A 25650-nucleotide genomic window follows, 5' to 3' on the forward strand; every position below is an offset into this window, starting at 1 on the left:
TCGGAGGGGGGAAGCGCCTACCGCCCCCGCCCGGCCAGCGCCGCGAGCAGCCCGCCCCCCGTCACCAGCGCCGCCGCCGCCACCACCTGCCCGCTCAGCGCGCCCTCGCCGAGGGCGATGAGCAGCAGGGTGGAGGCGACCGGCGTCGCATAGGCAAGGGTGCCGAGCAGCCGTGGATCGCCCCGCTTCATGCCCGCGTCCCACAGGAAGAACGCTGCCCCCATCGGCCCGAGGCCCATCAGCGCCACCGCCAGCCATTGCCGCGCCCCCGGCGTCATCGCCGGCTCGAAGGCGAGATGGGCGAGGAAGGCGAGCGCCCCGGAGACGAGGCAGAATCCGGCCACCGCCTCGGTCGGCACGCGCCGCAGCCAGGCGGCGGAGACCGAATAGAACGCCCAGACCAGCGCCGCGCCGAGCGCGCAGGCGAAGCCGAGCGGGGCGTTCGGCGCCGCCGCGCCGCTGCCGGCCTCGGCACCGCCGAGCAGCACCACCACCCCCGCCGCCCCCAGCGCCACCCCGGCGAGGCGCAGCGGCCCGAGCGGGAGGCCGCGCAGCAGCCCGGCAAGCAGGACGATCAGCAGCGGCCAAGCGTAGTTCAGCAGGTTCGCCTCCACCGGCGGCGCCAGCGTCAGGGCGGCGAAATAGAGCGCGTGGTAGCCGGCGAGCCCCCCCACCCCATGCGCCCAGGCGATGCCCGGCTGGCGCAGCGCCCCGAGCCGCCCGCGCGCCGCCACCACGAGCAGGCCGAGCAGCCCGCCCGCAGCAAAGCCGAGCGCCGTCAGCCCGAAGGGCGGCAGGGGCTGGGCGAGGCGCGCGAGCGGGGCGAGGAAGGCCCAGAGCGCCAGGGCGGCGCAGCCGGCGAGGGTGGCGGCGTTCGGTGACACGTGAGAGGCTCCGCTGCGGCAGATCGCGGATGGCTGACCAGCCGCAGGCGCGACTCTGCCCTACAAGCGGGACGATGAAGCCGTTGCCGCCGGCGCGGGCAAGCGGGAGCGGCGGCGGCGCGGGCGTGCCGCGCGGAGAGGGGGCACAGGGCATGGGCTTGCTGGCGCGCGTCTTCATCACCGCCTTCGCGCTGTGGATCGCCACGGAGGTCGTGCCGGGCATCGAGGCGCGGGGGCTCGGCTGGCTGCTGCTGGCGGCGCTGGTCTTCGGCCTGGTGAACGCCCTGGTCCGGCCGCCAGTCTTCCTGCTGACCCTGCCGCTGACGCTGCTGACCTTCGGCCTGTTCCTGTTCGTCCTGAACGGGCTGATGCTGTGGCTGACCGCCCTGGTGCTGCCCGGCTTCACCGTGGCCGGCTTCTGGCCCGCGGTGTTCGGCGCGATCGTGGTCGCGGTGGTGAGCTGGCTCGCCCGCCGCCTGTTCGGCGACGGGGCGAGGGCCTGAGGCGCCCCCCCCCGCCCGCGCGTCAATCGAAGGCGGGGTCCACCGGCACGCGCAGCGCCTCGGCCAGCCGGTTGGTCTCCGCGGCCATGCCGACCACGGCGAGCAGCTCGCCGAACTGCGCCTCGGTCATGCCCCTGGCGCGCGCCGCGGCGCCGTGGCTTGCGGTGCAGTAGGCGCAGCCTGCCGCCATGGAGGCGGCGAGGTAGAGCATCTCCTTGGTCAGCGGGTCGAGTGCGCCGGGCGCCATCACCTGGCGCAGGCTGTCCCAGGTGCGGCGCAGCGTGGGCGGATCCACCGCCAGCGCCTTCCAGAAATTGTTCACGTCGGGCACGCCGCGCGCGGACTTGATCTCGTCGAACACCGCGCGGACCTCGGGCGGCGCCTCGGCGTACTCGACAAGGCGCGGCATCAGCCCGCGGCCCCCGGCAGCGGGCGGTAGGGCAGGGGAGCGAAGCGGGTGCCGTAGAGGGTGATCTCCCGCCACACGCCGCCCGTCACGTAGGGGTCCCCGGCCATCCACTCCCGCGCCGCCGCGTCGGTGGCATGGGCGGTGACGGCGATGGAGCCGATCATGCGCTCCCCCGCCTCGTCCAGGATGGCGCCGCCCATGGCGAGGGTGCCGTCGGCGGCCATCGGCCGCACCCGCGCGAGATGCGCCTCCCGCACCGCCAGGCGACGCGCCGGCGCCTCCGGGTCGCGCCCGTCCATCGCCACGATCACAGTATGGGTGCGCGCGGAGGGCGTCGGCGCGCCGGGCTGGGGCAGCGGGCGGTAGGGCAGGGGGGCGATGCGGAAGGGGTGCACCGTGACGCGCCGCCATACCGAGCCGTCGTTGAAGGGCTCGGCGGCGAGATAGGCCTCCACCCCCGCGCGGTCCGGCACCTCGAGCACCATCAGCGAGCCCAGGATGCGCCCGCCCTCGCCGAACAGCGGCACGCCGAGCGCGAGGCGGCCATCCGCCGCCCAGCCGGTGATGACCTCGAGGTGGCGCTCGCGCGCGGCCATGCGCCGCGCCGGCGCCGCCTCGTCCTCGCCGTCGAACGCCAGCACCGCGTAGCCCATGGCCCGTCCTCCCTCTTCCACGAGGAGAATGCCCGGCGGGCGGGCGGCTGGCTATGGGGTGGGCGCCGCGCCGAGAGGAGGTGGCGGCCCGGCCGCGCGGCCGGCGATCCGCGCTCCCGGCCGTTTCCGGCGCTCCGCGATCCCTCTGCGGCGTGGGCCGCTTCGGCGGATCGGGGCACCGCTCCGGCGCTCCCGCCTCCGCGGATCAGGCACCGGGGCATCGCCCGTTCGCCCTGGCTTGCCGGCAAACGCCCAAGCGCACCGATTGCGCGAGCATCTTCGCCCGTGGAGGCGGGTCCGCCTGAATGGGCTCTGCGCTAGCGGTTGGTCCGGCCCTGATGGTCGGGCTCCACCCTGCCCTGCGGGTTCGGGTCGTGCATCACGTCGCCCTCGGAGGTGTTCGCGCCCTCGATCGCCTCCGGCCCCGCTCCGGTGCGCGAGAAACCGCCCTTCGAGACGCCGATTCCGGGGTCGCGCCGCAGGTCGTCCGGCGGCCGGGGCGTGTCGGCGCCGAGCCCCTGCCGCCGGTCCTCGGATCCCTTCGGATGCTTGCTGCTGGCCGTGCGGCCTCTCCTTGCGGGAGGCTGAACGGCGAGGCGGCGCCGGATGTTCCCGGCGCCGCCATGACCGTTCCGCGTCAGTACATGTGCTGCCCGCCGTTGATGGACAGCGTCGAGCCGGTGATGAAGTCGGCCTCGTCGGCGGTGAGGAAGACGACGCCGCGCGCGATGTCCTCGGCGCGGCCGAGCCGGCCCATGGGGATGCGGGCGACGATCTTCTCCAGCACGTCCTGCGGCACCGCGCGCACCATTTCGGTGTCCACGTAGCCGGGCGCGACCGCGTTCACCGTGATCTGGAAGCGCGCCCCCTCCTGCGCCAGCGCCTTGGTGAAGCCGTGGATGCCGGATTTGGCCGCGGCGTAGTTCACCTGCCCGTACTGGCCGGCCTGGCCGTTGATCGAGCCGATGTTGACGATGCGCCCGAATTTGCGGGCGGTCATCCCGTCCCAGACCGCCTTGCACATGTTGAAGCAGGAGCCGAGGTTGGTGTCGATCACGGCGTCCCACATCTCGCGCGTCAGCCGCTTCATGGTGGCGTCGCGGGTGATGCCGGCGTTGTTCACCAGGATCTCCACCGGGCCGACCTCCTGCTCGATGCGCGCCACGGCCTGCATGCACTGGTCGAAATCGGCGACGTCGAATTTGTAGCAGGGGATGCCGGTGCGCTTGGTGAAGGCCTCCGCCGCGGCGTCGTTGCCGGCATAGCTGGCCACCACCTTGCGGCCCGCCTGCTGCAGCGCCTCGCTGATCGCGGCGCCGATGCCCCGCTGACCGCCTGTGACCAATGCGACTTTTGCCATGGCAGCGCTCCCTGCTGTTCGCTCCCCCGTGCCAGGGTCGGGCGGAAGGCGGGGCCGGATCAAGTGCGAAAGCGGTCGAGCAGGCCTTGCGCGGGATCAATGCGTCGGGCGCGGGGCGCGGCAGGCTGCGGGGGCCGGCGCTGCGCCCCCCAGGCGGGCCGGCATCTACCCCCCTCGAACTGCCCGGCGGAGAGCCCTCCGCCGGGCGATTTCGTTGGGCCGGGCAAACTTCCCCGCGGCCGGCGCTCAGCGCCGGCGCAGGCTGAGGATATAGGCGATCACGCCGTCGAGCTCCGCCTCGCTGAGCTGGTAGTCGGGCATCGGGGCGTGGGGCGCGAGCAGAAAGGCGCGCAGGGAGGCCGCCGTGGCGGCGGGCGCATCGGCGATCGCCTGGAAGGGCGGCGCCGCGTCGGTGACGGGGGCGGAGGTCCGGCCCGGCCCGGTGATGTGGCAGTTGGCGCACCAGGCCTCCGCCACCGCGCGCCCGTAGGCGATGCGCTCCGCCTGCGCCGCGCCCTGCGCGGCCGCGTTATGGAGCGGGGCGGCGAGCGTCAGCGCGGCGAGGGCGGCGCGGATCCGGCGCATGGGGGGCATCCTCCGGCGGTTGCGGCGCGGCGAGCATCGCAGGAAACCGGCGCGCCGTCTGCCCGTGGCGCGCTCAGCCCTCCTCCGGCATCGGCAGGCGGTAGCGATCCTCGGGATCGTCCCAGCCCCTGAAGCGCGGCGGCCGCTTCTCGGCGAAGGCGGCACGGGATTCCATCAGGTCGCTTTTCGCGCCATGCCCGTGCAGCGCGGCGGCGAGGCGCTCGAGCCCCGGCGCCACCCGGGGCCGCATCCGGCGCATCATGTGCACGGTGTTGACGCGCGAGGCCGGCGGCAGGGTGAGCAAGTGCTCCGCCATCTCCAGCGCGGCCGGAACCAGCGCCTCCGGCGCCGTCAGGCGGTTGAGGAAGCCGAGCTCGTGGAAGCGCTCGGCGGTGAAGCGGAAGCCGAGCGCCATCTCCATGGCGATGGGGTAGGGCAGGTTGGCGAGGTGGCCGTGGTCGTAGCCGCCGAGCAGCCAGCGCTTCGCCTCCGACACCTCGAACACGGCGTCGCGCACGGCGACGCGGAGGTCGGTGCGCTCCACCAGCATGAAGCCGCCGCCCATGGCGTAGCCGTTGACGGCGGCGATCACCGGCTTCTCCAGCGCCCCGGAGAGGAAGGGATCCTCGATCTCCGGAGGGTGCCCGCCCGGCGCGCCCTCCGCGAGCGATTCCTTCATGTCCTCGCCGGCGCAGAAGGCCCGGCCGGCACCGGTGAGCACCGCCACCTCCAGCCCCTCGTCGCGCCGGAAGGCGGACCATGTCTCCGCCAGCCGCGTGCGCAATTCGCGGTTCAGCGCATTCAGGCGCTCGGGGCGATTCATCCGCACCACCAGCACCTGCCCGTGGCGCTCGGTCTCGACGACGGCCATCGACTCCCCACCTTCCCTCCCGCGTGCGGATGCAGCATAGGGTCCGCGCGAAAGGCGACGCCAGGGCGGATGACGAGGCGAGCGGATGCGACAGGAATGACACATGGTGGTGCCGCGCGGCAACGGTCGCGCCCGGCGCGCGCGAGGCGGCGATCTCACGACCTGTTTGCTTCCGCCACCGCAGCGGAGGCCAGAGAGTGCGCCGCCCGCCCGATCGCCTCCTGGTGTCTCCCACGCATGACCGACTGCCGGCGTCCGATCCTTGGCATGCTTCTGCTGCTCGCCTGCGTCGCCGGCGCATGCGCGGACGCGGCAGCGCAGCGCGTGCCATCCTCGCGCGCGGAGGTGGCGGAGCCCGGCGGGCGCATTCCGGGCGTGCAGCCGCTCGCACTGATGCGCGTGGCGGAGGGCTTCCTCGACCCGACCGGCGTGGCGGCCGCGAATGACGGCAGCGGCCGGCTGTTCGTGACCGAGCGCGCGGGGCGCGTCCGCCTCGTGCTGCCGGACGGTACGGTGCAGGACCGGCCCTTCCTCGACCTCACGCGCCTGCGCCCTGGCGTGCCCTTTCCCGAGGTCGCCGCCGGCTTCATCGAGCAGGGGCTGTGGTCCATCGCGCCGCATCCCCGCTTCCGCGAGAACGGCCACGTCTTCGTCCACTACTCCGCCCTGATGCAGAACGGTGCCGGGCTGGTGGTGCGCTACACGGTGGATCCGCAGAGCCCGAACGTGATCACGCCCGAGCAGGCCGAGCGGACGCGGCGCGTCATCCTGCAGCTTCCGCAGCCCACCCCGCAGCACAATGGCGGCATGATCGCCTTCGGCCCCGACGGCTACCTCTACATCGGCCGCGGCGACGGCGGCTGGCCGCTGGCGGCGCAGATGCCGGACCGCAACCACGGCCGGCTGCTGCGCATAGACGTGGATGCGGGGGAGGCGCCCTACCGCATCCCGCCGGACAATCCCTTCCTCGGCTTCTCCGAGCGGACGCAGCACCTCGGCTCCCGGGTGCTCTCGGGGCTTGGCCTGTCCGGATCCTATTCGCTGGCCGATCGAGCGAGGGCACAGCAGCGAAGCTGGGCAATCGGCTTGCGCAACCCCTACAGCTTTCATTTCGATCCGCGCACCGGAGACCTGTTCATCGCCGATGTCGGCGAGGCGCATTGGGAGGAGATCAACTGGCAGCCGGCGTCCTCGCCGGGTGGCGAGAATTACGGCTGGCCCCACAACGAGGGGGCGCATTGCCGCCCCTCGACCGGGCCGGAGCCGGGCTGTCCGGTGGTCGGCACGCTGCCGGTGGCGCAGGTGCCGCACATCCATGCCTGGCCAGGCGCCGAGCCGCGGCGCGAGGATTGGGGCTGCTCCGTGATCGGGCTCGGCGTCGCCAACTACGCCGGCATGCGCTCCACCTATCTGGTTGGCGATTGGTGTTCGGGCCGCGTCTGGGGCGTTGCCTGGGACAGCGCGTCGGACCGGTGGCAGATGGAGGAGCTGCTGCGCACGCGCCTGCAATTCACCGGCGGCAACCTGGACGCGGACGGCATGGTGCTGGCGGTGAACTGCCATTGCGGCTACGGCGACAACGCCGGCACCGAGAACCGTCCTGGCGCGCTGTGGCGCTTCGTGCCGGCCGACGCGGTGCCGCCGGACGCCGTGCTGGCCGACATGCGCGAGGCGCGCTGATGGGGCGGCGGGGCGGCCTTCGCGGGTGGCACCTGCTGCTGATGCTGCCGCTGCTCGGCACGGTCGCCGCCGAGGAGCCGCCCCTGTTCTTCGACGTGCTCGACGGCCAGCCGCTGAACCTCTCACCCCTGCCCGGGGAGGAGCTTTCCGAGGCGGTGCTGGAGTTCCACCACACCGGACGCAACCCCTACCACAACGACGCCGAAGCCAGGGAGGAGGGGCGGAAGCTCTACCTCGCGCATTGCGCCTTCTGCCACGGACGCGCCGGAGAGGGCGCGCTCGGCCCGCCGCTCGACGGCACGGACTGGACCTACGCCATCTCCGCCACCGATGCCGGGATGTTCTCGATCATCCACGGCGGCGCCTACGGTGGAATGGATTCCTTCGCCCGCCGCGGCATGCACCAGGACGAGATGCTGCGCATCATCGCCTTCGTCCGTACGTTGCAGGACTGCGTCGGCTGCCTGGCGGCGCGCGGCGACGGCCGATGAGGAAGGAGCCGGCATGCTGATAGACCCCCACATCCACATGGTCTCGCGCACCACCGACGACTACGAGGCGATGCGCGCAGCCGGCATCGTCGCGGTGATCGAGCCCGCCTTCTGGCTCGGCCAGCCGCGCACCTCCGTCGGCTCCTTCCAGGACTACTTCTCGACGCTCGTCGGGTGGGAGCGCTTCCGCGCCGGTCAGTTCGGCATTCGCCACTACTGCGCCATCGGCCTCAACGCCAAGGAGGCGAACAACGAGGCGCTGGCCGAGGAGGTGCTGGCGCTGCTGCCTCTCTACCTCGGCAAGGAGGGCGTGGTCGCGCTGGGCGAGATCGGCTTCGACGACATGACAGCGGCCGAGGAACGGTGCTTCCGCGCCCAGCTCGAACTGGCGCGGGAGCTCGACATGCTGGTGCTGGTGCACACGCCGCACCGCAACAAGCTGGAAGGCACGCGCCGCAGCATGGATCTCTGCGAGGAGCACGGCCTCGATCCCGGCCGCGTGGTCATCGACCACAACACCGAGGAGACGGTGCGCGAGGTGCTGGAGCGCGGCTACTGGGCCGCCTTCACCATCTATCCCCGCACCAAGATGGGCAACGAGCGGATGGTCGAGGTGGTGCGCCGCCACGGCGCGGAGCGCATCATCGTGGACAGTTCCGCCGATTGGGGCGCCTCCGACCCGCTGGCCGTGCCGAAGACGGCGCGGCTGATGCGCGAGCGCGGCATCGCGCCCGAGGCGGTGCGCGCGGTCTGCTACGCCAACGCGCTCGCCGCCTACGGGCAGAGCGGCGCGATGCGGGAGGAGGACTGGCTCGCCCCGCCGCCGGTGGACCAGCGCCAGCTCTTCCACGGCAATTCGGTGCTGCGCGGCCAGCAGCCGGTGGTGGAGGAGCGCGCCGCGGCGCGCGACGCCCTTGTCATCGAGTGAGGCCGCGGCGCCGCCGGGGCCGATCCGCCAGCGCATTCCCGTCGCCTTCGAGTACGCCATCCACTTCACCCGCGGCGTGCTCGACCCGGAGAACCCGCTGCTCGCCTCGGTGCTGCGCGGCGCGGCGGGGCCTGCGCGCGCCGTCGCCGTGCTCGATGCGGGGCTGGTCGCGCGCCTGCCCGACCTGCCGGCGCGCCTCGTCGCCTATGCACGCCGCCACGCGGCGGCGATGGAGCTGCGCGCGCCGCCCCTCGTGGTGCCGGGGGGCGAGGCGGCGAAGAACGATCCTGCCCTGTGGCAGCGGGTACAGGCGGCGATGGATGCGGGGGGCATCTGCCGCCATTCCTACCTGCTCGCCTTCGGCGGCGGCGCGGTGCTCGACATGGCGGGCTTCGCGGCGGCGACCGCGCACCGGGGCGTGCGCCTGGTCCGCCTGCCGAGCACCGCGCTGGCGCAGGACGATTCCGGCGTCGGCGTGAAGTGCGGCGTCAACGCGTTCGGCAAGAAGAACTTCCTCGGCGCCTTCGCGCCGCCCTTCGCCGTGATCAACGACCTTTCCTTCCTCGCGCTGCTGGACGAGCGCGACTGGCGCTCCGGCCTCGCCGAGGCGGTGAAGGTGGCGCTGATCAGGGACGCCGCCTTCTTCGCCGCCCTGGAGCGCGACGCGGACCGGCTGGCGGCGCGGGACATGGCGGCGATGGAGCACGCCGTGCACCGCTCCGCCGCGCTGCACGCCGAGCATATCGCGACCTGCGGCGACCCCTTTGAAATGGGCTCGTCCCGCCCGCTCGACTTCGGGCACTGGGCCGCGCACCGGCTGGAGCACCTCTCCGGCTACCGGCTGCGCCACGGCGAGGCGGTGGCGATCGGGGTCGCGCTCGACGCCACCTATTCGTGGCTGCGCGGCCTGCTGCCGCGGCCGGAATGGGAGCGCGTCCTCGCCCTGCTCGGGCGGCTCGGCTTCGCGCTCGATGCGCCGGAGCTGCACGAGCAGGTGCAGGACCCGGAGCATCCGCGCAGCCTGTTCCGCGGCCTCGCGGAGTTCCGCGAGCATCTCGGCGGGGAGCTGACGATCATGCTGCTGGCCGGCATCGGGCGCGGGGAGGAGGTGCACGAGGTGGAGCTCGGCCTCTACCGCCAGGCGCTCGGCCTGCTGCGCGACCGCGGCGGGCCGCGCGCCCTGGTCGCCTGAGGCGGGGGGCGGACGATGCGCGCCGGGCCGGGGGGCGAGTTCCACCTCACCTACTGCACCAACATCCACCCCGGCGAGAGCTGGGACGAGGTGCGGGCCAGCCTGGAACGCCACCTGCCGCCGCTGAAGGCGCAGCTCTCGCCGCGCGCCCCCTTCGGCGTCGGGCTGCGGCTTTCGGCGCGCGCGGCGGCAGAGCTGGAGGCGGAGGCGGGGGCGCTCGACCGCCTCGCCGCCTGGCTGGAGGCGGAGGGGCTCTACGTCTTCACCATCAACGGCTTCCCTCATGGCGGCTTCCACCGGACGGTGGTGAAGGACCAGGTCTACGCGCCCGACTGGACGCGCGCGGAGCGTCTCGACTACACGCTCCGCCTCGCGCGCATCCTGGCGCGGCTCCTGCCCGCGGGGATGGAGGGCGGCATCTCCACCGTCCCCCTCTCCTACAAGCGATGGCACCCTTCCGAGGCGGCGCGCGAGGAGGTGCGCCGCGCGGCGAGCCTGCGCCTCGCCACCGCCGCCGCCGCCCTGTCGCGCCTCGCGGAGGAGACGGGGCGCCTGATCCATCTCGACATCGAGCCGGAGCCCGACTGCCTGATCGAGGATGCGGAGGAGACGGTCGCCTTCTTCGGCGGCCCGCTGCTGCGCCATGGCGCGCCCGCCCTGGGCCTGCCGCGCGGGACGGCGGAGGAGCGGCTGCGCGTGCATCTCCGCGTCTGCTGGGATGCCTGCCATGCGGCGGTCGAATACGAAGCGCCCGAGGCGGTGCTGCGCCGCTTCGAGGCGGCGGGCATCGGCGTCGGCAAGCTGCAGGTCAGCGCTGCGCTGAAGGCGACGCTGGGCGATGCGGCGGCGCGGCGGGCGCTGGCCGAGCGCCTGCGCCCCTTCGCCGAATCCACCTATCTCCACCAGGTGGTCGAGCGGCGCGGCGATGGCGGGCTGCGGCGCCATCCCGACCTCGACATCGCCCTCGGCCGCATCGCCGACCCGGAGGCGCGGGAGTGGCGCGTGCACTTCCACGTTCCCGTCTTCGCCGCCGATTGCGGCGGCCTCGACACCACCCGCGCGGAGCTGGAGGAGACGCTGGCGCTGCTGCGGCGGCGCCCCTTCTGCTCCCATCTCGAGATCGAGACCTACACCTGGGAGGTGCTGCCGCCCGCGCAGCGGCTCGACCTGGCGCAGTCCATCCGCCGCGAATTCGACTGGGTGCTGGGCGTGCTCGGCCGCCCCGGGGCCGCGGCGTGATGCGGCGGACCGCGGTGCTCAACGTGGTCGGGCTGACGCCCCGGCTGCTCGGGCCGCAGGCGCCCTTCCTCACGGCCTGGATCGCCTCGGGGGCGATGGCCTCGCTGCGCCCCACCCTGCCCGCGGTCACCTGCGGGGTGCAGGCGAGCATGCTCACCGGCGCCGAGCCGGCGCGGCACGGCATCGTCGGCAATGGCTGGTACGACCGCGAGAGCTGCGAGATCCGCTTCTGGCGCCAGTCCAACCGGCTGGTGCAGGCGCCGAAGGTGTGGGAGGCGGCGCGGCGGCGCGACCCCGCCTTCACCTGCGCCAACCTGTTCTGGTGGTTCGCCATGTACGCCGAGACCGACGTGGCGGTGACGCCGCGGCCGATGTATCCCGCGGACGGGCGCAAGATCCCCGACATCTGGACCGATCCGCCGGAACTGCGCGGCGCGCTGCAGGAGCGGCTCGGCCGCTTCCCGCTGTTCGAGTTCTGGGGGCCGCGCACCTCCATCCGCTCCAGCCGCTGGATCGCGGAGGCGGCGAAGCTCGTGGAGGCCGCGCGCGCACCGACGCTGACGCTGGTCTATCTGCCGCATCTCGACTACGCGCTGCAGCGGCTCGGGCCGCACGACCCCGGCATCGGCCCGGATCTCGGCGAGATCGACGCGGTCTGCGCCGATCTCGTGCGCCACTACGAGGAGCGGGGCGTGCAGGTGATCCTGCTTTCGGAATACGGCATCACCCCCGTCTCTCGCCCCGTCGCGCTCAATCGCGTGCTGCGCGAGCGCGGCCTGGTGACGGTGCGGGAGGAGCTGGGGCGGGAGCTGCTGGATGCCGGCGCCTCCGCCGCCTTCGCCGTGGCCGACCACCAGGTGGCGCATGTCTATGTGCGCGATCCCGCCCGCCTCGGTGAGGTGCGCGCGCTGCTCGAGGGCGTGCCGGGCGTCGCCGCGCTGCTCGACGATGCGGGGAAGCTCGCGCACGGCCTGCACCACCCCCGCGCCGGCGACCTCGTGGCGCTGGCCGAACCGGACGCCTGGTTCACCTACTACTACTGGCTGGACGACCGGCGCGCGCCGGACTTCGCCCGCACCGTGGATATCCACCGCAAGCCTGGCTACGACCCGGTCGAGCTGTTCCTCGATCCGGCGATCCGCCTGCCGGGGCTGAAGGTCGCGGGCGTGCTCGCCCGCCGGGCGCTCGGCTTCCGCGCGCTGATGGACGTGACCCCGCTCGACCCCGCGCTGGTGCGGGGCTCCCACGGCCTGCCGCCGGCGGGGCCCGCCGACGCGCCGCTGCTCGCCACCCGCGCGCGCCACCTCCTGCCGGAAGGGGAGATCGCCGCGACCGAGGTGCACGACCTGATCCTCGCCCACCTCTTCGGGGCGGAGGAGGCGGATCAGGTGACGGCGAAGGCGCGCGCCAGAACGAGCGAGACGGGCAGCAGCGCCAGCACCGCGATTCCGTAGAGCGGGCCCGCGAAGCCCGCCGCCAGCGCCGCGTCCAGCACGATCAGCGACAGCACGCCGGCCTTCACCGCGGCGCCGATGCGCGCCGGCGCCGGCTCGCGCGCGGCGGCCAGGAAGGGCGGCAGCACCCGCCAGGCGAGCAGCGCCGCGAAGGGCAGCGCCGCCAGCGCCACGTAGTCCGGGCGAAGGCCGAGGCCGAGCAGCGCCGCCAGCACCAGGCCGAGCAGCGCCATCGCCAGCCAGCCCGTGCCGCGCCGGCCGCCATGCACCTCTCCACGGCTGACGGCGGTGATGGCGGCGATGTAGGCGAGCGGCAGCAGGGCGAGGAGCCACAGCCCGCCGAGCGCCGCCGGCGCCGCGCTCACGCCGAGCAGGAGGTTCAGGCCCCGGCACAGCCCCATCGTCGCCGGGCCGAGGAGCGGGCGGTGCTTGGCCCAGCCGTCGTAGAGCAGCACGGCGAGCACGATGCCGAGGGCGAGGGCGCCGCTTGCCGCCGAGGCCTGGAAGGCCGCCAGCGTCCCGCCCGCCAGCAGCCCGGCGCCGAGCAGGGCGGCGCCGCGGCGGGAGGCGCGACCGGAGGGGATCGGCCGTTCCGGCCGCTCGCGCGCGTCCAGCGCGGCATCGAAGACATCGTTCAGCACCACGCCGCCGGCGTAGAGGCAGGCGGTGGCGAGCAGCAGCCAGGGCAGCGCTCCCCAGGGCGCCGCCGCGCCCGCCGCGGCGAAGCCCGCGAGGATGTCGGCCAGCGCGGTGACCACGTTGGCGGGCCGGGTCAGCGCCAGATAGGCTCGGGCACGCACACGGCGGGGGAGGGGGGCGGCGGGCAGGTCCATCCAGGGAGCCTCCGGTCGCCGCCGCGGCGGCGCCATGCGGGTTGCGGATCGGAGCGGACCGGGAGCGCGCCTCCGTCCCACGGCCAACGGGCCGGAACCGTCGCCGCGCCCGGTGGGCGGAAACGGCTCCAGACCTTTGCGTGCAGGAGAGCGCCGCGAAAGGCCCGGCGCCCGCCGCGCCGGCCTCATACCACATCCCATGGGTCGCGGCCTGCGGGGCCGCATCGCAAGAGGCCTCGCCTCCTCGATGGGGGCGGCATGCGGCCCGCCGCCGATGCGGCGAGCCGGGCGCAGCGCCTCAGCCCCGCCCCCGGCGGCGCCAGACCGCGCCGAGGCCGAGCAGCCCCGCACCGAACAGGGCGAGGGAGGCCGGCTCCGGCACGGTGATCTGCGAGCTGGCGAAGAGAGCCGCCGCGCCGCCCAGGAACACCGCCTCGAACACCATCGTCTCCGAGAACAGCGCGTTGGGCAGGCTGACATCGGCGAGGAAGGTGCCGGCGGCGTTCGGGCCGCTGCTGGTGAAGCTGGCGGAGGCCATGAGCTGCGACAGGCCGAAGGCGGTGTTGTCCGCGTCCACGTAGTTGGCGATCGTCACCGCGCCGATGGCGCCGCCGTTGATGAGGAAGTTCGCGGTGAAGCTGTTGGCGAGCTGGGCGAGAAGGCCGCCTCCGGTGGCGCTCGCGCTCGGCAGGCCGGTCTGGCTCACCTCGATGCGGATGCTGTGCGTGCTGGAGAGGTTCGGGACGGACACCTCGGTGGTCTGGGCTCCCATGGCCGGGGCCTGCACGAACGGGGCGCCGAGGGCGGTCAGGCTCCACTGGAACAGGCCGGTATGGCCGGTGGCGCTGAGGAAGCCTCCCGAAGACCCGCCGGAGTGCTTGAGCACGCCATCCTCGTACACGCGGTAGCCGAGGAAAGGCGCCGCCTGGGCGGGCGCCCCGAGCGCGGCCAGGCCCAGCAGGGCGAAGGCCGCGAGGAGGATCCTGCGCATGATGTCTTGCTCCCGAGATGCGGGCGGCCGGTATGGCCGCCACAACCGAGTCGGGAGGAAGCAAGCATCATGCCGGATATGGAAATATCACGGAATCAATGGATTGAAAATCAGGATCCGTCCAAAAATCCGTTCCTGTCAAATCCGCCGACAGGCCGGGGCGGGGGAGCCGCCCCGGCGCTTCCGTTCCGGGATCGGGCGCCAGGGCATCTTCCGCTCGCCTTGGCTCGCGGCGAATGCCCTGCCCCCTGGTGTGCGGGCCTCCTCACCCGTCCGAGTGAGCCGCCCGGACAGGATCCATCCTAGCCGATGAGGGTGTAGTCGGGGCCGAGGTCGCTGCGGTGATAGCAGACGAAGCCCTCATCCTCCTCGAGGCCGAGCTCGTTGAGGAATTCGAGGGTGTTCTTGAGGGCGGCGACCTGGCTGATCTGCCCGGAGTTCCAGGCGGTCTGCACCAGCGTGATCAGCTCGTCATGCGGGATGGCGTAGTTCACCTCCTCGGCGCAGTCGTTGAGCAGCGCAGCCGTGGCGTGACGCAGCAGGGCGCCGGCATCCCCGCCGCCCTCATAGGCGATGGCCTGGGACAGCTTCAGGTCTGGGCTGACCGTGGTGCGCCCGACCGTGTAGGTGCCGCTGACGCCGAAGACGGTCTTGAAATTCAGGTTCAGCAGCTCGCCCCAGCTCGAGACGCCGAAATAATCCTGGCACTCCTCGCTGAGCGTGACCTTCGCCAGGTTGTGCACCTGGCGCCAGAAGCCGGGGGTCAGCCCCTCGAGGCACTCCTCCTCCACCTCGCACCTGATCTCGCCCCAGATCTTGGCGCTGCCCTCGCGGTCGTCGCCGACGCTCTGCGCCCTGACGCCGAGGATCAGCCCCTCGAAGTCGGCGAGGGTGAGATCGGTGTCCGAGGAGATGACGATCTGGATCGCATAGACGTCCTGCCCTAGCCCCGGATCGCCGAAGCCGAAGCCGACATCGAAGTCCACCTGCGAGCCCTGCATGTTGACGTTGGGATCGGGCGGCGATTCCACCAACCCGTCGCCGACCACATGCGGCTCGCAGATAATGGTGGTGACGACCGGCGGCCCGCCGCCCGTCGTGGTGCTGATGTAGCTGACCTCGAAGGAGTAGGAGAAGGTGAAGCCTTCCGGGAGCTGCAGGAACAGCCCCTGCAGGTCCGCCGCCTGCGGGAAGGTGGTGACGGTGAAGGCGACGTCGGTGAAGCCGTCGCCGGTGAAGTCGCCCTCATAGGCCTTCACCAGGACCGGGAAGGCTTCCGTGTCATCCGTGGACTGGTCGAGATGGATGACGCAGGCATGGCCACCTCCCTCCGGCGGGCATTCATGGGCATCGAGGGAAAGGGAATTCGCGGCATCCAATGGCATGACCGTTGTTCCTTTTCTTGGACCTTGTGTTGCGATCGGTGCTGGGTCCCGGTTGCGGCCGGTGGTCTTCCCGCGCGGATCCGGCTGCCCTCCTCTGCGCCCTGACGCGGCGGATGTTCTGGCCTTGTGACGTCCGGGACGGATGGGTGCCCGCGCGTCTGGACGGGCATGACCATGCTTTCAGAAACCGCGTAGAAGACGTTTATAAAATACTCGCGAAGTAAAGAGTTGACTTTGAATATGATTGTAATTCTACATGGATTACTTGTGGCGGTAGTGGGCGGGGAATCGCTGCGTCGTTAACGGCCCGTAAGCCGCGCGGCGTCTTTCCTGACGGCTGTGCCTAGCCTGCTCCCGACAGCCGCTACGGGAAATCGGCTAATTGCATACAATCTAATCTGACAATCCTGTTACAGCCGGTCCACCTGCGCCTTCCGCCCGGCCTCCCTGGGGCGGCCTCCACCGCGCGCGAGCCCGGCGCCCCGCTCCAGGTCGCGATCCCCGCGCGTCCACCGCCTTGCCGATGCGCTACCCCGGCAGCCTGAGCCGCGCCCTGAGCCCCCCGAGCGGGCTCTGCTCCAGCAGGATCTCGCCCCCATGCGCGCGCACGATGTCGCGCGCGATGGCGAGGCCGAGGCCCGTCCCGCCCGGGGCGCCGCTCATGAAGGGGCGGAAGGCGCTCTCCCGCTCCGCCTCCGGAATGCCGGGGCCGTCATCGTCCACCGTGACCTCCGCCCAGAAGGCGGAGACGCCCTCCGCCGCGCCGCGGCCGGCGCGCGGCACCGCTTGCACCGCCACCGCCACGTGCCGCGCGTGGCGCCGCGCATTGTCGAGCAGGTTGCCGAGGCAGCGGCGCAGCGCATCGGCGCGCAGCGGCAGCACCAGCCGCTCCGGCCCCGTCATCGCCACCTCGCCCCCGGCGCGGCGCGCCTTCGCCGCCTCGTCGCGCACCAGGGCGACGAGGTCGGCCGGGCGCGGCTGCTCCATCCCGTCGCCGCGGGCGAAGGCGAGGTAGGCGGCGATCATCCGCTCCATCTCGTCGAGGTCCTGGGCCAGCGCCGCCAAATCCTCCTCCGCCTCCGGGCTGCGCGGCAGCATGGCGAGGCCGAGCCGCAGCCGGGTCAGGGGCGTGCGCAGGTCGTGGCTGATGCCGGCCAGCATCTCGGTGCGCTGCGTCACGAAGCGGCGGATGCGCTCGCGCATGTGGTTGAAGGCGTGCGCCGCCTGGCGCACCTCGGTCGCGCCCTCGGGCTTGATCGGGCCGGCGTCGCGGCCGGTGCCGAAGGCCTCCGCCGCAGCGGCGAGGCGGCGGATGGCGCGCACCTGGTTCTTCATGAACAGCACCGCGACGCCTGAGAGCAGCAGCGCCGAGCCGACCAGCCAGATGACGAACAGGTAGAGCGTGGCGGTGAACAGCCGCTTGCGCGGCGCCTCCACGTGCAGCACGCCGTCCGGAAGCTGGATGCGGATGATCACGCTGCGCGGGTCGGACTGCCAATCGGTGTCGAAGGGGCGGCGCACGCGCTCGCGCAGCGCGTGGTCGAGGTCCTCCTCCAGCGGCAGGAAGGGCATCCAGGCCGGCCGCTCCACCGGCTGCAGCCGCGCCCCCTCCTCGAAGGCCAGCGCCAGGGCGAGGCGCCAGGCGGCCTCGCGGAACAGTTCCGGCCGGTCCTCGGGCGCGCGCTGGGCAAGCTCGGCGATCAGCGCCACCTCGCCGGCCACCCCGCCCGCCAGGCGGCGCGAGATCACGTCGAGATGCCCGCCGTAGAAGAGCTGCAGCGCCACCGCCTGCAGCACGATCATCGGCAGCAGGATGATGAGGACGGAGCGGCCGAGCAGCCCCCGCGGCAGCAGCCCGCGCAGGCCGCGCTCGATGGCGCGGCGCGGCATCAGGGGCCCGGCCGCAGCACGTAGCCGCGGTGGCGGACGGTGTGCAGGAAGCGCGGCTCGCGCGGGTCGGGCTCGATCTTGCGGCGCAGCCGCGTCACCTGCACGTCCACCGCCCGCTCCCCGGCCTCGGGCGTGCCGAGGGCGGCGGCGATCTCCTCGCGCGAGAGCACCTCTCCGGCGCGGCGGGCGAGCGCGATCAGCAGCGCCGCCTCGCCCCCGGTCAGGCGCACCGTGCCCTCGGGCCCACGCAGCTCGCTCCGCTCGGGGTCGAACCAGCGGTTGCCGAGCTGCACCGGAGCCTGCGGCAGGGGCTGCGACGCCGGCGCGGCGCGGCGCAGGATGGTGCGGATGCGCAGCGCCAGCTCGCGCGGGTCGAAGGGCTTGGCGAGGTAGTCGTCGGCGCCGTGCTCGAAGCCGGCGACGCGGTCGTCCGGCCCGCCACGCGCGGTCAGCATCAGCACGGGCACGTCGTTGCCCTGGCGGCGCAGCGCCTCCACCAGATCGAGCCCGGATTCACCCGGCATCATCACGTCCAGCACCACGAGGTCGAAGGCGACCGCGGCCAGCGTCTCACGCGCGGCGGCGGCGTCGGGCGCGGTGGTCACCCGGAAGCCCTGTTCGGAGAGGTAGCGCTGCAGCAGCGCCCTGAGCCTTGCGTCGTCGTCCACCACCAGCAGGTGCGGGGCCTCCCCACGGCCCTGCTCCCTCGGCGCAAACTCGGCTGGCATGACTGTCCCACCCCTCAACCGGTCCGTGCCAGATGTGTGGTGTCCGCGCCACGGGGGGAGGCCCTCTCGAGCCGTTCGAGCTGCGCCCGCGCCTCCGGCCCCATCAGGCCGCGCATGACGCGGCGGAACCCCTCCACCGCCGCCGGCCCGGCCTCGCGGTAGGCGCGCATCACCCATTCGCGCTGCCGCTCGAACAGCCGCCGCTCCAGCGCCTCGCCCTTCGGGGTCAGGCTGAGCAGGCGCTGGCGGCGGTCGGCGCGGCCGGTGGACTGCGCGACATAGCCCTGCTCGACCAGCGGGGTCAGCACCCGCCCGAGCGACTGCTTGGTGATGCCGAGGATGCCGAGCAGCTCTCCCACCGTGATGCCGGGGCGGCGGCCGACGAAGTGCAGCACGCGGTGGTGCGCCCGGCCCATGCCGAGCTCGGCCAGGATGGCGTCGGCGCCGGCGGTGAAGTCGCGGTAGCCGAAGAACAGCAGGTCCTGCGCCAGGCGCAGCTCCTCCTCGCGCAGGAAGAGCAGGTTGCGCCCGGCGGGCGCCGGGGGCGGCCGCCCCTCCGGCCCCGGCGCGGCTGGCTTGCTCTCCGACCCCTCCGGCATGGCGCGCACGACTCCCGGTTTGGTCAGCAATATTGACACATTTTCTCCGGAGATACTAGCATGGCCCGGTCACCGGCAATGATGTTGCCCGCGAACCGGGCTCAGGATGGAGGTGTTGCGCCATGGCATTGGTCCCCTACGACGACCGCGACGGCTGGATCTGGTGGAACGGCGGCTTCGTCCCCTGGCGCGAGGCGCGGCTGCACGTCCTCTCCCACGGCCTGCACTACGCCTCCGCGGTGTTCGAGGGGGAGCGCGCCTATTCCGGCAACATCTTCAAGCTGCGCGAGCACACCGAGCGCCTGATCGCCTCGGGCCGCATCCTCGGCTTCGAGATCCCCTGGAGCGCCGAGCAGATCGACGCCGCCTGCCAGGAGACGCTGGCGCGGAACGGCCTGACCGACGCCTATGTGCGCCCGATCGCCTGGCGCGGCGCCGAGGAGATGGGCGTCGCCGCGCAGAACACCAAGGTGCACATGGCGATCGCGGTGTGGGAGTGGGGCGCCTATTTCGGCGTGGAGCAGCGCATGAAGGGCGTGCGCCTCGCCATGGCGCCCTGGCGCCGCCCCGACCCGCGCACCGCGCCGACCGCGAGCAAGGCCGCCGGCCTCTACATGATCGGCACCCTCTCCAAGCACGCCGCCATGGACCAGGGCTATGACGACGCGCTGATGCTGGACTGGAAGGGTGACGTCGCCGAGGCCACCGGGGCCAACATCTTCTTCAATTTCGGCGGCGAGCTGCACACCCCGACCCCGATCTGCTTCCTCGACGGCATCACCCGCCGCACGGTGATGGGCCTCGCCCGCCAGCACCAGGTCAAGGTGGTGGAGCGCACCATCACCGAGGCCGAGATCGGCCAGGCGAGCGAGGTGTTCCTCGCCGGCACCGCGGCCGAGGTGACGCCGGTGCGCGAGATCGCGGGCCACAGCTTCACCCCGGGCAGGCTGACCGAGACGCTGATGCGCGACTACGAGGCCCTGGTGCGCCTTCCGCCCGAGGAGGTGGCGCGCCGCGCCGCCTGACCCCGTTCGGGACGGATCGCGGCGGCGGCAGCGCGGGAGCGGCGCATCGGTCGCCCCGCGAAGGGCGGCGTGACCTGCCCGAGCGGATCACGCCGCGGCGTCACCCCGCCGGCCCGGCAGGATCCTCCCGGCCGGGCCGCCCCGCCGCCACCTCGGCGGCGAGATCGGGCCGCGCCGCCAGCGCCGCCCGCGCCTCCTCCCCCGGCGCGGCGGCGAGGGCGAGCGCCGCCGCGCGCTGCTGCCGGGGGTCGGGATCGGCCAGGGCGTGGCGCAGCGCCGCCACCGCGCGCGCATCGGCGAAGGGGCCGACCAGGCGCCACAGCTCGTGCGGCACGGGCCGGCCCGCGGCGCGGCGCTCCCGCGCGTAATCCACCAGCATGGCGGCGAGCGCCGGATTCGCCCGGCGATCGAGGCCGACGATGGCCGAGAGGGGGCTGCCGAGGAACACCGCCTTCAGCACGAGCTGGTTCCACGCCCCCTCCTCCAGCGCCTCGGCGGGGTAGGGGTTGTGCAGCGCCACCGCCTCGAACACCGGGGTGATGCTGCTACGCAGCCCCTCGGCGGCGCGCGCCCGGTGCCGCGCCGGCCAGGGCAGCAGCGGCAGCGCCTGGTAGAGGCAGACGAGTTCGCGCAGCTCCGCGGCTGCGGCCAGCCGGTCGAGCGCCCGGCCGAAGGCGACCGGGCCGGCCTGCCGGTGGGAGAGCAGCAGCAGCGTGCGCGCCGCCTGGTCGCAGCTCCAGCCCCGCGGCTGCCATTCCGGCCGCGCCATAGCCGCCTCGGCCAGCTCCTCCGACCCCGGCGTCAGCTCCGCCTTGCCGATCCGCCGCGGGGCGGCGGCGAAGCCGAGAAACAGAGCGCGCTCCGCTTCCGCCCCCTGCGCCGCGGCGAGGTGCGCCGTCGCGGCGTCGAGCCAGGCGAGCCCCTCCCCCGCCACCCGGCGGCCGAGCCAGCGGCGGAGCAGGGCGGCGATGTGTCCGGGGTCGGGACAGGCGGGATCGGGCATGGCATGGCCTCCTCCTCTGCCGCCAAGGTGGGGCGGCAGTCGGGATCGGATAGCCGGGACATGGCCGGATGCCCACGGAGGTGCTGACGGGGTGGCGCCGGCCCGTGGGCCTGAGCCGCGGGGCGAGGGTGGCAGGCTGCGGCGGCGCGGCGAGCGTGCGCGAGGTGGCCCGGGCCGACCATCAAAGCTGGCGGCGGCATGTCAGCGGCCGTGCGATCGGGTGGCGAGGCAGCGGGATAGGATCCCTGGAGAATTGCAGGGTCTGGCGCCGAAAGAGCATCGGCGCCGCCGCCGGGCAGGGCCGCCCGGATCCCGGCCCGACCGGGCAGGCCCTCGCCAGGCCGAGGGCACGGCTCCGCTCCGCCGCACCCCGGCGGCCTCTGCGCCGCCACCGGCTCCGCGCCCGATGATCGCAGCCCTGGCGAACGCCGCAGCCTCATCCGCAATGGCGGCTGTTCGCACCCACGGGAAGACGGCCCTGGACTTCCGTTCGTGGGGCAGGGGCACGCTTCCGGCCGCCCGCATCCGCCCTGGCGCCTGATCCGCGGCGGCGGGATCGCCGGAGCGGCGGATCAGCTGCCGAACACCTCCGGCCAGGCCGCCATCAGGGCGCTGTCCGCCTCCTCCATGGTCGCGGGAATGCCGAGGCGGTGCAGGCTGGTCACGCCATGCGTGCGGATGCCGCAGGGCACGATGCCCTCGAAATGCGACAGATCGGGGTCCACGTTCAGCGCCACCCCATGCCAGGTGACCCAGCGCGTCACCCGCACCCCGAGGGCGGCGATCTTGTCCTCGGTGCCCCGGGCGCGGTCCACCACCCAGATGCCGATCCGCCCCTCCCGCCGCTCGCCGCGCACGCCGAGGCGGTCGAGGGCGCGGATCAGCCACTCCTCCAGCCCGTGCACATAGGCGCGCACGTCGCGGGGGCGGATCGGCCCGTGCGGGCGGGTCAGGTCCAGCATCACGTAGCCGGTCCGCTGCCCCGGCCCGTGATAGGTCCACTGCCCCCCCCGCCCGGCCCGGAAGACGGGGAAGCGCGCCTCCCGCAGACCCTCGGCCGTGGCGGAGGTGCCGGCGGTGTAGGTGGGCGGGTGCTCGACCAGCCATACCAACTCCCCCGCCCGGCCATTCCGGATGGCCGCCACCCGCGCCTCCATGGCGGCCAGCGCCTCGGCATAGGGGACGGGGCGGTCGGCGACGGCCCATTCCGGGCCGGAAGCAGGCGCGGGGCGCATTGATGGCGGCGGCGTCATCGGCTATACGCGCCGCCTCTACCCGGTCTGCGGTCGTGGCGGAATGGTAGACGCGCCAGCTTGAGGTGCTGGTGGGGGCAACCCCGTGGAAGTTCGAATCTTCTCGACCGCACCATTCTCTCCCGCCCCGGGCGCCCTCAGGGCAGCAGGGGGGAGCGCCCCCCGGCGGGGTCCGGGCGCACGATCTTCCAGTAGGTGTCCTTCCGGGTGATCAGCCCGTCGGCGAACTCGTAGAGGTCGCAGCCCCGGTAATCGAGGGCCGTGCCGTCCGCGGCCCGGCCGGTGACGCGCCAGACCGTGACGGCGCGGCTGCCGCAGAGCCACTCCGCCTCCCGCTCCCAGCGCATGTCCGGCACCACGCGGAAGCGCTCGGCCAGCACCTGGCGGATCGCCGCCTTGCCGCGCACCGTGCGGCCGGCGGGCTCCGGGCCGCTGGCCATCAGGAAGACCGCATCCTCGGCGAAATGCGCCATGATCCGGTCCACGTCGCGGCTGTTGAAGGCCACCGAGATCGCCTTCAGCAGCTCCATCGTCACCGGCCTGCCCGCCTCCGTCGTGTCCATGACGTCTCCTCCCTCGCAGGGGCGGCAAGCCTAGAGCATTCCCGGGCGGAGCGGGTGCGTTTCCGGGCGGGATGCGCGCGGGCGGCGGCTGGCCTAGACTGCTCGGCGGAGGGACCCGGATGGACGAGGATTTCCGCAAGGCCGCGCTCGACTATCACCGCCTGCCCCGGCCGGGGAAGCTCGCGATCGAGCCGACGAAGCGCATGGCGACGCAGCGGGACCTGGCGCTCGCCTACTCCCCGGGCGTCGCTGCGGCCTGCGAGGCGATCGCCGCCGATCCGGACGCCGCCTGGGACTACACGGCGCGCGGCAACATGGTGGCGGTGGTCTCGAACGGCACCGCCGTCCTCGGCCTCGGTGCCATCGGGGCGCTGGCCGCCAAGCCGGTGATGGAGGGCAAGGCGGTCCTGTTCAAGAAGTTCGCCGGCATCGATTCCATCGACATCGAGGTGGAGGAGCGCGACCCGGAGCGGCTGGTGGAGGTGGTGGCGGCGCTCGAACCCTCCTTCGGCGCCATCAACCTCGAGGACATCAAGGCCCCCGAATGCTTCGAGGTGGAGCGCCGGCTGCGCGAGCGCATGCGCATCCCCGTCTTCCACGACGACCAGCACGGCACCGCCATCATCGTCGCCGCCGCCATCCGCAACGGCCTGCTGCTGCAGGGCAAGCGGCTGGAGGAGGTGAAGCTCGTCAACACCGGCGGCGGCGCGGCGGCGCTCGCCTGCCTCGACCTGCTCTGCGCCATGGGCCTCAGGCGCGAGAACGTCTGGGTCTGCGACATCCACGGCGTGGTGCATGAAGGCCGGGCGCAGGGGATGGACCCCTACAAGGCGCGCTACGCGCAGCCGACGGAGAAGCGGACGCTCGAGGAGGTGCTGCCCGGCGCCGACATCTTCCTCGGCCTTTCCGCGCCGCGCGTGCTGAAGCCGGAGTGGCTGCCGCTGCTCGCCGAACGGCCGCTGGTGCTGGCGCTCGCCAACCCCGAGCCGGAGATCCTGCCCGAGGCGGTGCGCGCCGTCCGCCCCGACGCGATCGTGGCGACGGGGCGGAGCGACTATCCGAACCAGGTCAACAACGTCCTCTGCTTTCCCTTCATCTTTCGCGGCGCGCTGGACGTGGGCGCCACCGCGATCGACGAGGCGATGAAGGTCGCCGCCGCCAACGCCATCGCCGCGCTCGCCCGCATGGAGGCGAGCGAGGTGGTGGCCGCCGCCTATGGCGGGCAGGCGCCGGTCTTCGGGCCGGACTACATCATCCCCAAGCCCTTCGACCCGCGGCTGATCCTCGAGATCGCCCCGGCGGTGGCGCGCGCCGCCATGGAGAGCGGCATCGCCCGCCGCCCGATCGCGGACCTCGCCGCCTACCGGGCGGAGCTTGAGCGCTTCGTCTTCCGCTCCGGCTACCTGATGCGGCCGATGTTCGAGGCGGCGCGCAAGGCGCCCCGGCGCGTCGCCTATGCCGAGGGCGAGGATGAGCGCGTGCTGCGCGCGGTGCAGACCGTGCTGGATGAGGGCATCGCCGAGCCGCTGCTGATCGGCCGCCGCGCCGTGATCGAGGAGAAGGTGCGCGCGATGGGGCTGCGCATGGACCTCTCCGAATCGGTGCGGGTGCTCGACCCGGCGCAGGACGAGGCGGTGTTCGAGCCCCTGGTGCCGCTGTACCAGCACAAGGTCGGGCGCCGCGGCATCCCGCCCGACGCGGCGGCGCGGCGCGTCGGCAACCGGCCGACGGTCGCCGCCGCGCTGCTGCTGGAGGCGGGGCTCGCCGATGCCTGCCTGTGCGGCGGCACCGGAGACTGGATGCGCCACTGGCACCATGCCTTCGACGTCATCGGCAAGCGGCCGGAGACGGGGCGGGTCTACGCGCTCTCCGGCGTCATCATCCGCGGCGTCACCCTGTTCTTCGTGGACACGCACCTGCTGGTGGACCCCTCGGCCGAGCAGGTCGCGGAGATGACCTGCCTGGCCGCCGAGCAGGTGCGCGGCTTCGGCCTGGCGCCGAAGGTGGCGCTGGTCTCCCACTCCTCCTTCGGCGCCTCGAACGCCCCCTCGGCACGCAAGATGCGCCAGGCGCTGGCGCTGATCCGGGCGCGGGAGCCGGAGCTCGAGGTGGATGGGGAGATGCACGCCGACGCCGCCCTGGTGCCGGCCATCCGCGCCCGCGCGGTGCCGGATTCGCGCCTCTCGGACACCGCCAACCTGCTGGTCTTCCCGAACCTCGATGCCGCCAACATCGCCTTCAACCTGGTGAAGGCGGCCGCCGACGGGCTGCAGATCGGGCCGCTGCTGCTCGGCATGAACCGGCCGATCCACGTGCTGGTGCCGAGCGTGACCGCCCGCGGCATCGTCAACCTGACCGCGCTCGCGGTGCAGCAGGCGAATGCGGAGCGCGCCGCCGCGGGCTGACGCGGCGGGGCGGGCGGCTCAGACGAAATCCACCCTGACCCGCCCGAGCGGCCCGAAGGAGGCGGCGAGCGGCGTCTCCGCCTCGGGCGCCAGGGCGGGGCTGAGGCCGGCCACCACCAGCAGCGCGCCGGCCGGCAGCCCGCCGAGGCGCCGTGCCTCCGCCGCGGCCGCGGCGAATGCGGCCCGGAGGTCGCGGGGCTCGCCCCGTGGCCGCCGGCCGGCGGGGGCGAGCGCCACCGGCACCGGCGCTTCCGGCGGCGTCCTCCGCCGGCCGAGCACGAGATGGCCGAGCCCGGCGAGATCCGCCGCCGCCAGCGCCGCGGTTTCCGGCGGGTCGCGGAAGCGCCAGCAGGTTATGTCGAGCGCCGGATGCAGCGCGGCGAGGATGGGGGGCGCCTCCCGCCCCTCCTCGAGCGGCTCCCCCAGCACGCCGACGATGGCGGCGCTCGCCCGCGCATGGCGCAGCGCCGCCAGGGGCAGGCGTGCCCCGTCGCCCAGCAGCCGCGCCTCCAGTACCGGGCCGGCCACCGGTCCGCCTTCGGGGCCCGGCGCCAGGCGGAGCCCGCAGGGGGCGAGGCCGGTGAGGTCGAGCAGCGCCTCTGCCACCGCCTCGCCTTCCTCGCGGCTGCGCGGCACCGCCCCTTCCGGCAGAGGCGCCAGGGGGTTGCCGGTCTCCAGCGCCTCGGCCAGCCACCCCGCGGCCGCGCGCACCATCTCCTCGCGCAT

The 25650-nt window shown here is 73.5% G+C and carries 25 protein-coding genes and 1 tRNA gene; 10 read left to right on the forward strand and 16 right to left on the reverse strand.

The window, feature by feature from the left end; genetic code table 11:
* Positions 1-17: 17 nt before the first annotated feature.
* Positions 18-884 carry a DMT family transporter gene (locus tag ET526_RS02420; protein WP_135466077.1) on the reverse strand — a complete coding sequence of 289 codons (867 nt, stop codon included), beginning with the start codon at positions 882-884 and terminating at the stop codon, positions 18-20.
* Between the two features lie 152 nt (positions 885-1036).
* On the opposite strand from ET526_RS02420, the gene ET526_RS02425 reads away from it, so the two are divergent.
* Positions 1037-1387 carry a phage holin family protein gene (locus ET526_RS02425; RefSeq protein ID WP_135466078.1) on the forward strand — a complete coding sequence of 117 codons (351 nt, stop codon included), beginning with the start codon at positions 1037-1039 and terminating at the stop codon, positions 1385-1387.
* Between the two features lie 22 nt (positions 1388-1409).
* Here ET526_RS02425 and ET526_RS02430 read toward each other — a convergent pair whose 3' ends face one another.
* From ET526_RS02430 to ET526_RS02455, 5 genes are all read right to left on the reverse strand, one after another.
* Complete coding sequence (locus tag ET526_RS02430; RefSeq protein ID WP_192898644.1) at positions 1410-1796, reverse strand: carboxymuconolactone decarboxylase family protein; 387 nt, start codon at positions 1794-1796, stop codon at positions 1410-1412.
* Positions 1796-2449: a YciI family protein gene (locus tag ET526_RS21860; RefSeq protein WP_240048222.1), complete on the reverse strand. Its 654-nt coding sequence runs from the start codon at positions 2447-2449 to the stop codon at positions 1796-1798. The genes ET526_RS02430 and ET526_RS21860 overlap by 1 nt, the downstream gene beginning before the upstream one ends.
* 637 nt (positions 2450-3086) lie before the next feature.
* Positions 3087-3809: an acetoacetyl-CoA reductase gene (phbB, locus tag ET526_RS02445; RefSeq protein WP_135466079.1), complete on the reverse strand. Its 723-nt coding sequence runs from the start codon at positions 3807-3809 to the stop codon at positions 3087-3089.
* A gap of 246 nt (positions 3810-4055) precedes the next feature.
* Positions 4056-4394: a c-type cytochrome gene (locus ET526_RS02450; protein WP_158295464.1), complete on the reverse strand. Its 339-nt coding sequence runs from the start codon at positions 4392-4394 to the stop codon at positions 4056-4058.
* Between the two features lie 73 nt (positions 4395-4467).
* Entirely contained in the window at positions 4468-5265 is a 798-nt protein-coding gene (locus tag ET526_RS02455; protein ID WP_135466081.1) for an enoyl-CoA hydratase/isomerase family protein, read from the reverse strand.
* Between the two features lie 324 nt (positions 5266-5589).
* Between ET526_RS02455 and ET526_RS02460 the strand changes: the two genes are divergently transcribed.
* The 6 genes from ET526_RS02460 to ET526_RS02485 are packed head-to-tail and all read left to right on the forward strand — an operon-like array spanning position 5590 to position 12249.
* Positions 5590-6945 (forward strand): PQQ-dependent sugar dehydrogenase, encoded by a 1356-nt coding sequence (locus ET526_RS02460; protein ID WP_204623453.1) that lies wholly within the window; start codon positions 5590-5592, stop codon positions 6943-6945.
* On the forward strand, positions 6945-7436 hold the full coding sequence (locus tag ET526_RS02465) for a c-type cytochrome (protein WP_135466082.1): 492 nt from the start codon (positions 6945-6947) through the stop codon (positions 7434-7436). Before ET526_RS02460 ends, ET526_RS02465 begins: the two co-directional genes overlap by 1 nt.
* A 13-nt stretch (positions 7437-7449) precedes the next feature.
* Complete coding sequence (locus ET526_RS02470) at positions 7450-8364, forward strand: TatD family hydrolase (RefSeq protein WP_135466083.1); 915 nt, start codon at positions 7450-7452, stop codon at positions 8362-8364.
* Positions 8351-9556, forward strand: coding sequence for a 3-dehydroquinate synthase (locus ET526_RS02475; RefSeq protein WP_135466084.1), 1206 nt, complete (start codon positions 8351-8353; stop codon positions 9554-9556). The genes ET526_RS02470 and ET526_RS02475 overlap by 14 nt, the downstream gene beginning before the upstream one ends.
* Before the next feature lie 15 nt (positions 9557-9571).
* Positions 9572-10795 carry a metabolite traffic protein EboE gene (gene eboE / locus ET526_RS02480; RefSeq protein ID WP_135466085.1) on the forward strand — a complete coding sequence of 408 codons (1224 nt, stop codon included), beginning with the start codon at positions 9572-9574 and terminating at the stop codon, positions 10793-10795.
* Positions 10795-12249 carry a nucleotide pyrophosphatase/phosphodiesterase family protein gene (locus ET526_RS02485; protein WP_135466086.1) on the forward strand — a complete coding sequence of 485 codons (1455 nt, stop codon included), beginning with the start codon at positions 10795-10797 and terminating at the stop codon, positions 12247-12249. The genes eboE and ET526_RS02485 overlap by 1 nt, the downstream gene beginning before the upstream one ends.
* On the opposite strand, the gene eboC is transcribed toward ET526_RS02485, so the two are convergent.
* The 6 genes from eboC to ET526_RS02515 form a co-directional block, all read right to left on the reverse strand.
* Complete coding sequence (eboC, locus tag ET526_RS02490) at positions 12180-13082, reverse strand: UbiA-like protein EboC (protein WP_135466087.1); 903 nt, start codon at positions 13080-13082, stop codon at positions 12180-12182. The genes ET526_RS02485 and eboC overlap by 70 nt on opposite strands.
* 298 nt (positions 13083-13380) lie before the next feature.
* Positions 13381-14073 carry a PEP-CTERM sorting domain-containing protein gene (locus ET526_RS02495; RefSeq protein WP_135466088.1) on the reverse strand — a complete coding sequence of 231 codons (693 nt, stop codon included), beginning with the start codon at positions 14071-14073 and terminating at the stop codon, positions 13381-13383.
* A gap of 302 nt (positions 14074-14375) precedes the next feature.
* The gene (locus tag ET526_RS02500; protein WP_135466089.1) at positions 14376-15458 is read right to left on the reverse strand and encodes a hypothetical protein; all 1083 of its coding nucleotides are present in this window, start codon (positions 15456-15458) and stop codon (positions 14376-14378) included.
* 528 nt (positions 15459-15986) lie between these two features.
* The gene (locus tag ET526_RS02505) at positions 15987-17348 is read right to left on the reverse strand and encodes an ATP-binding protein (RefSeq protein WP_135466090.1); all 1362 of its coding nucleotides are present in this window, start codon (positions 17346-17348) and stop codon (positions 15987-15989) included.
* On the reverse strand, positions 17348-18076 hold the full coding sequence (locus ET526_RS02510) for a response regulator (RefSeq protein ID WP_135466091.1): 729 nt from the start codon (positions 18074-18076) through the stop codon (positions 17348-17350). The genes ET526_RS02505 and ET526_RS02510 overlap by 1 nt, the downstream gene beginning before the upstream one ends.
* Before the next feature lie 14 nt (positions 18077-18090).
* Positions 18091-18675: a MarR family winged helix-turn-helix transcriptional regulator gene (locus ET526_RS02515; protein WP_135466092.1), complete on the reverse strand. Its 585-nt coding sequence runs from the start codon at positions 18673-18675 to the stop codon at positions 18091-18093.
* A 122-nt stretch (positions 18676-18797) separates the two neighbouring features.
* Between ET526_RS02515 and ET526_RS02520 the strand changes: the two genes are divergently transcribed.
* Complete coding sequence (locus tag ET526_RS02520) at positions 18798-19700, forward strand: branched-chain amino acid aminotransferase (RefSeq protein ID WP_135466093.1); 903 nt, start codon at positions 18798-18800, stop codon at positions 19698-19700.
* A 100-nt stretch (positions 19701-19800) separates the two neighbouring features.
* On the opposite strand, the gene ET526_RS02525 is transcribed toward ET526_RS02520, so the two are convergent.
* On the reverse strand, positions 19801-20703 hold the full coding sequence (locus ET526_RS02525; protein WP_135466094.1) for an EboA domain-containing protein: 903 nt from the start codon (positions 20701-20703) through the stop codon (positions 19801-19803).
* A gap of 572 nt (positions 20704-21275) precedes the next feature.
* Complete coding sequence (gene lipB / locus ET526_RS02530) at positions 21276-21938, reverse strand: lipoyl(octanoyl) transferase LipB (protein WP_135466095.1); 663 nt, start codon at positions 21936-21938, stop codon at positions 21276-21278.
* A 47-nt stretch (positions 21939-21985) separates the two neighbouring features.
* Between lipB and ET526_RS02535 the strand changes: the two genes are divergently transcribed.
* A tRNA-Leu gene (locus tag ET526_RS02535) sits at positions 21986-22071 on the forward strand.
* Positions 22072-22093: 22 nt separating this feature from the next.
* Here ET526_RS02535 and ET526_RS02540 read toward each other — a convergent pair.
* A complete protein-coding gene (locus tag ET526_RS02540) occupies positions 22094-22519 on the reverse strand; it encodes a nuclear transport factor 2 family protein (protein ID WP_135466096.1) in 426 nt (141 codons plus the stop codon).
* A 119-nt stretch (positions 22520-22638) separates the two neighbouring features.
* Here ET526_RS02540 and ET526_RS02545 point away from each other — a divergent pair, with 119 nt between their 5' ends.
* Positions 22639-24924, forward strand: a complete 2286-nt coding sequence (locus ET526_RS02545) for an NADP-dependent malic enzyme (protein ID WP_135466097.1) — start codon at positions 22639-22641, stop codon at positions 24922-24924.
* An 18-nt stretch (positions 24925-24942) separates the two neighbouring features.
* On the opposite strand, the gene ET526_RS02550 is transcribed toward ET526_RS02545, so the two are convergent.
* A complete protein-coding gene (locus tag ET526_RS02550; protein ID WP_135466098.1) occupies positions 24943-25650 on the reverse strand; it encodes a hypothetical protein in 708 nt (235 codons plus the stop codon).

The sequence above is a fragment of the Crenalkalicoccus roseus genome (assembly GCF_004761865.1).
Lineage (GTDB): Bacteria > Pseudomonadota > Alphaproteobacteria > Acetobacterales > Acetobacteraceae > Crenalkalicoccus > Crenalkalicoccus roseus.

Excerpts from the sequence above, each read along its gene's own strand:
- ET526_RS02505 (WP_135466090.1), bottom strand. The coding sequence starts at position 17,348 with ATGCCGCGCCGCGCCATCGAGCGCGGCCTGCGCGGGCTGCTGCCGCGG.
- ET526_RS02525 (WP_135466094.1), bottom strand. The coding sequence starts at position 20,703 with ATGCCCGATCCCGCCTGTCCCGACCCCGGACACATCGCCGCCCTGCTC.
- ET526_RS02515 (WP_135466092.1), bottom strand. The coding sequence starts at position 18,675 with ATGCCGGAGGGGTCGGAGAGCAAGCCAGCCGCGCCGGGGCCGGAGGGG.
- phbB (WP_135466079.1), bottom strand. The coding sequence starts at position 3,809 with ATGGCAAAAGTCGCATTGGTCACAGGCGGTCAGCGGGGCATCGGCGCC.
- ET526_RS02510 (WP_135466091.1), bottom strand. The coding sequence starts at position 18,076 with ATGCCAGCCGAGTTTGCGCCGAGGGAGCAGGGCCGTGGGGAGGCCCCG.
- ET526_RS02500 (WP_135466089.1), bottom strand. The coding sequence starts at position 15,458 with ATGCCATTGGATGCCGCGAATTCCCTTTCCCTCGATGCCCATGAATGC.
- ET526_RS02450 (WP_158295464.1), bottom strand. The coding sequence starts at position 4,394 with ATGCGCCGGATCCGCGCCGCCCTCGCCGCGCTGACGCTCGCCGCCCCG.
- ET526_RS02545 (WP_135466097.1), top strand. The coding sequence starts at position 22,639 with ATGGACGAGGATTTCCGCAAGGCCGCGCTCGACTATCACCGCCTGCCC.
- ET526_RS02485 (WP_135466086.1), top strand. The coding sequence starts at position 10,795 with ATGCGGCGGACCGCGGTGCTCAACGTGGTCGGGCTGACGCCCCGGCTG.
- ET526_RS02520 (WP_135466093.1), top strand. The coding sequence starts at position 18,798 with ATGGCATTGGTCCCCTACGACGACCGCGACGGCTGGATCTGGTGGAAC.
- ET526_RS02465 (WP_135466082.1), top strand. The coding sequence starts at position 6,945 with ATGGGGCGGCGGGGCGGCCTTCGCGGGTGGCACCTGCTGCTGATGCTG.
- ET526_RS02425 (WP_135466078.1), top strand. The coding sequence starts at position 1,037 with ATGGGCTTGCTGGCGCGCGTCTTCATCACCGCCTTCGCGCTGTGGATC.
- eboE (WP_135466085.1), top strand. The coding sequence starts at position 9,572 with ATGCGCGCCGGGCCGGGGGGCGAGTTCCACCTCACCTACTGCACCAAC.
- ET526_RS02470 (WP_135466083.1), top strand. The coding sequence starts at position 7,450 with ATGCTGATAGACCCCCACATCCACATGGTCTCGCGCACCACCGACGAC.
- ET526_RS02550 (WP_135466098.1), bottom strand. The coding sequence starts at position 25,650 with ATGCGCGAGGAGATGGTGCGCGCGGCCGCGGGGTGGCTGGCCGAGGCG.
- ET526_RS02540 (WP_135466096.1), bottom strand. The coding sequence starts at position 22,519 with ATGGACACGACGGAGGCGGGCAGGCCGGTGACGATGGAGCTGCTGAAG.
- ET526_RS02455 (WP_135466081.1), bottom strand. The coding sequence starts at position 5,265 with ATGGCCGTCGTCGAGACCGAGCGCCACGGGCAGGTGCTGGTGGTGCGG.
- ET526_RS02495 (WP_135466088.1), bottom strand. The coding sequence starts at position 14,073 with ATGCGCAGGATCCTCCTCGCGGCCTTCGCCCTGCTGGGCCTGGCCGCG.
- ET526_RS21860 (WP_240048222.1), bottom strand. The coding sequence starts at position 2,449 with ATGGGCTACGCGGTGCTGGCGTTCGACGGCGAGGACGAGGCGGCGCCG.
- ET526_RS02430 (WP_192898644.1), bottom strand. The coding sequence starts at position 1,796 with ATGCCGCGCCTTGTCGAGTACGCCGAGGCGCCGCCCGAGGTCCGCGCG.
- lipB (WP_135466095.1), bottom strand. The coding sequence starts at position 21,938 with ATGCGCCCCGCGCCTGCTTCCGGCCCGGAATGGGCCGTCGCCGACCGC.
- eboC (WP_135466087.1), bottom strand. The coding sequence starts at position 13,082 with ATGGACCTGCCCGCCGCCCCCCTCCCCCGCCGTGTGCGTGCCCGAGCC.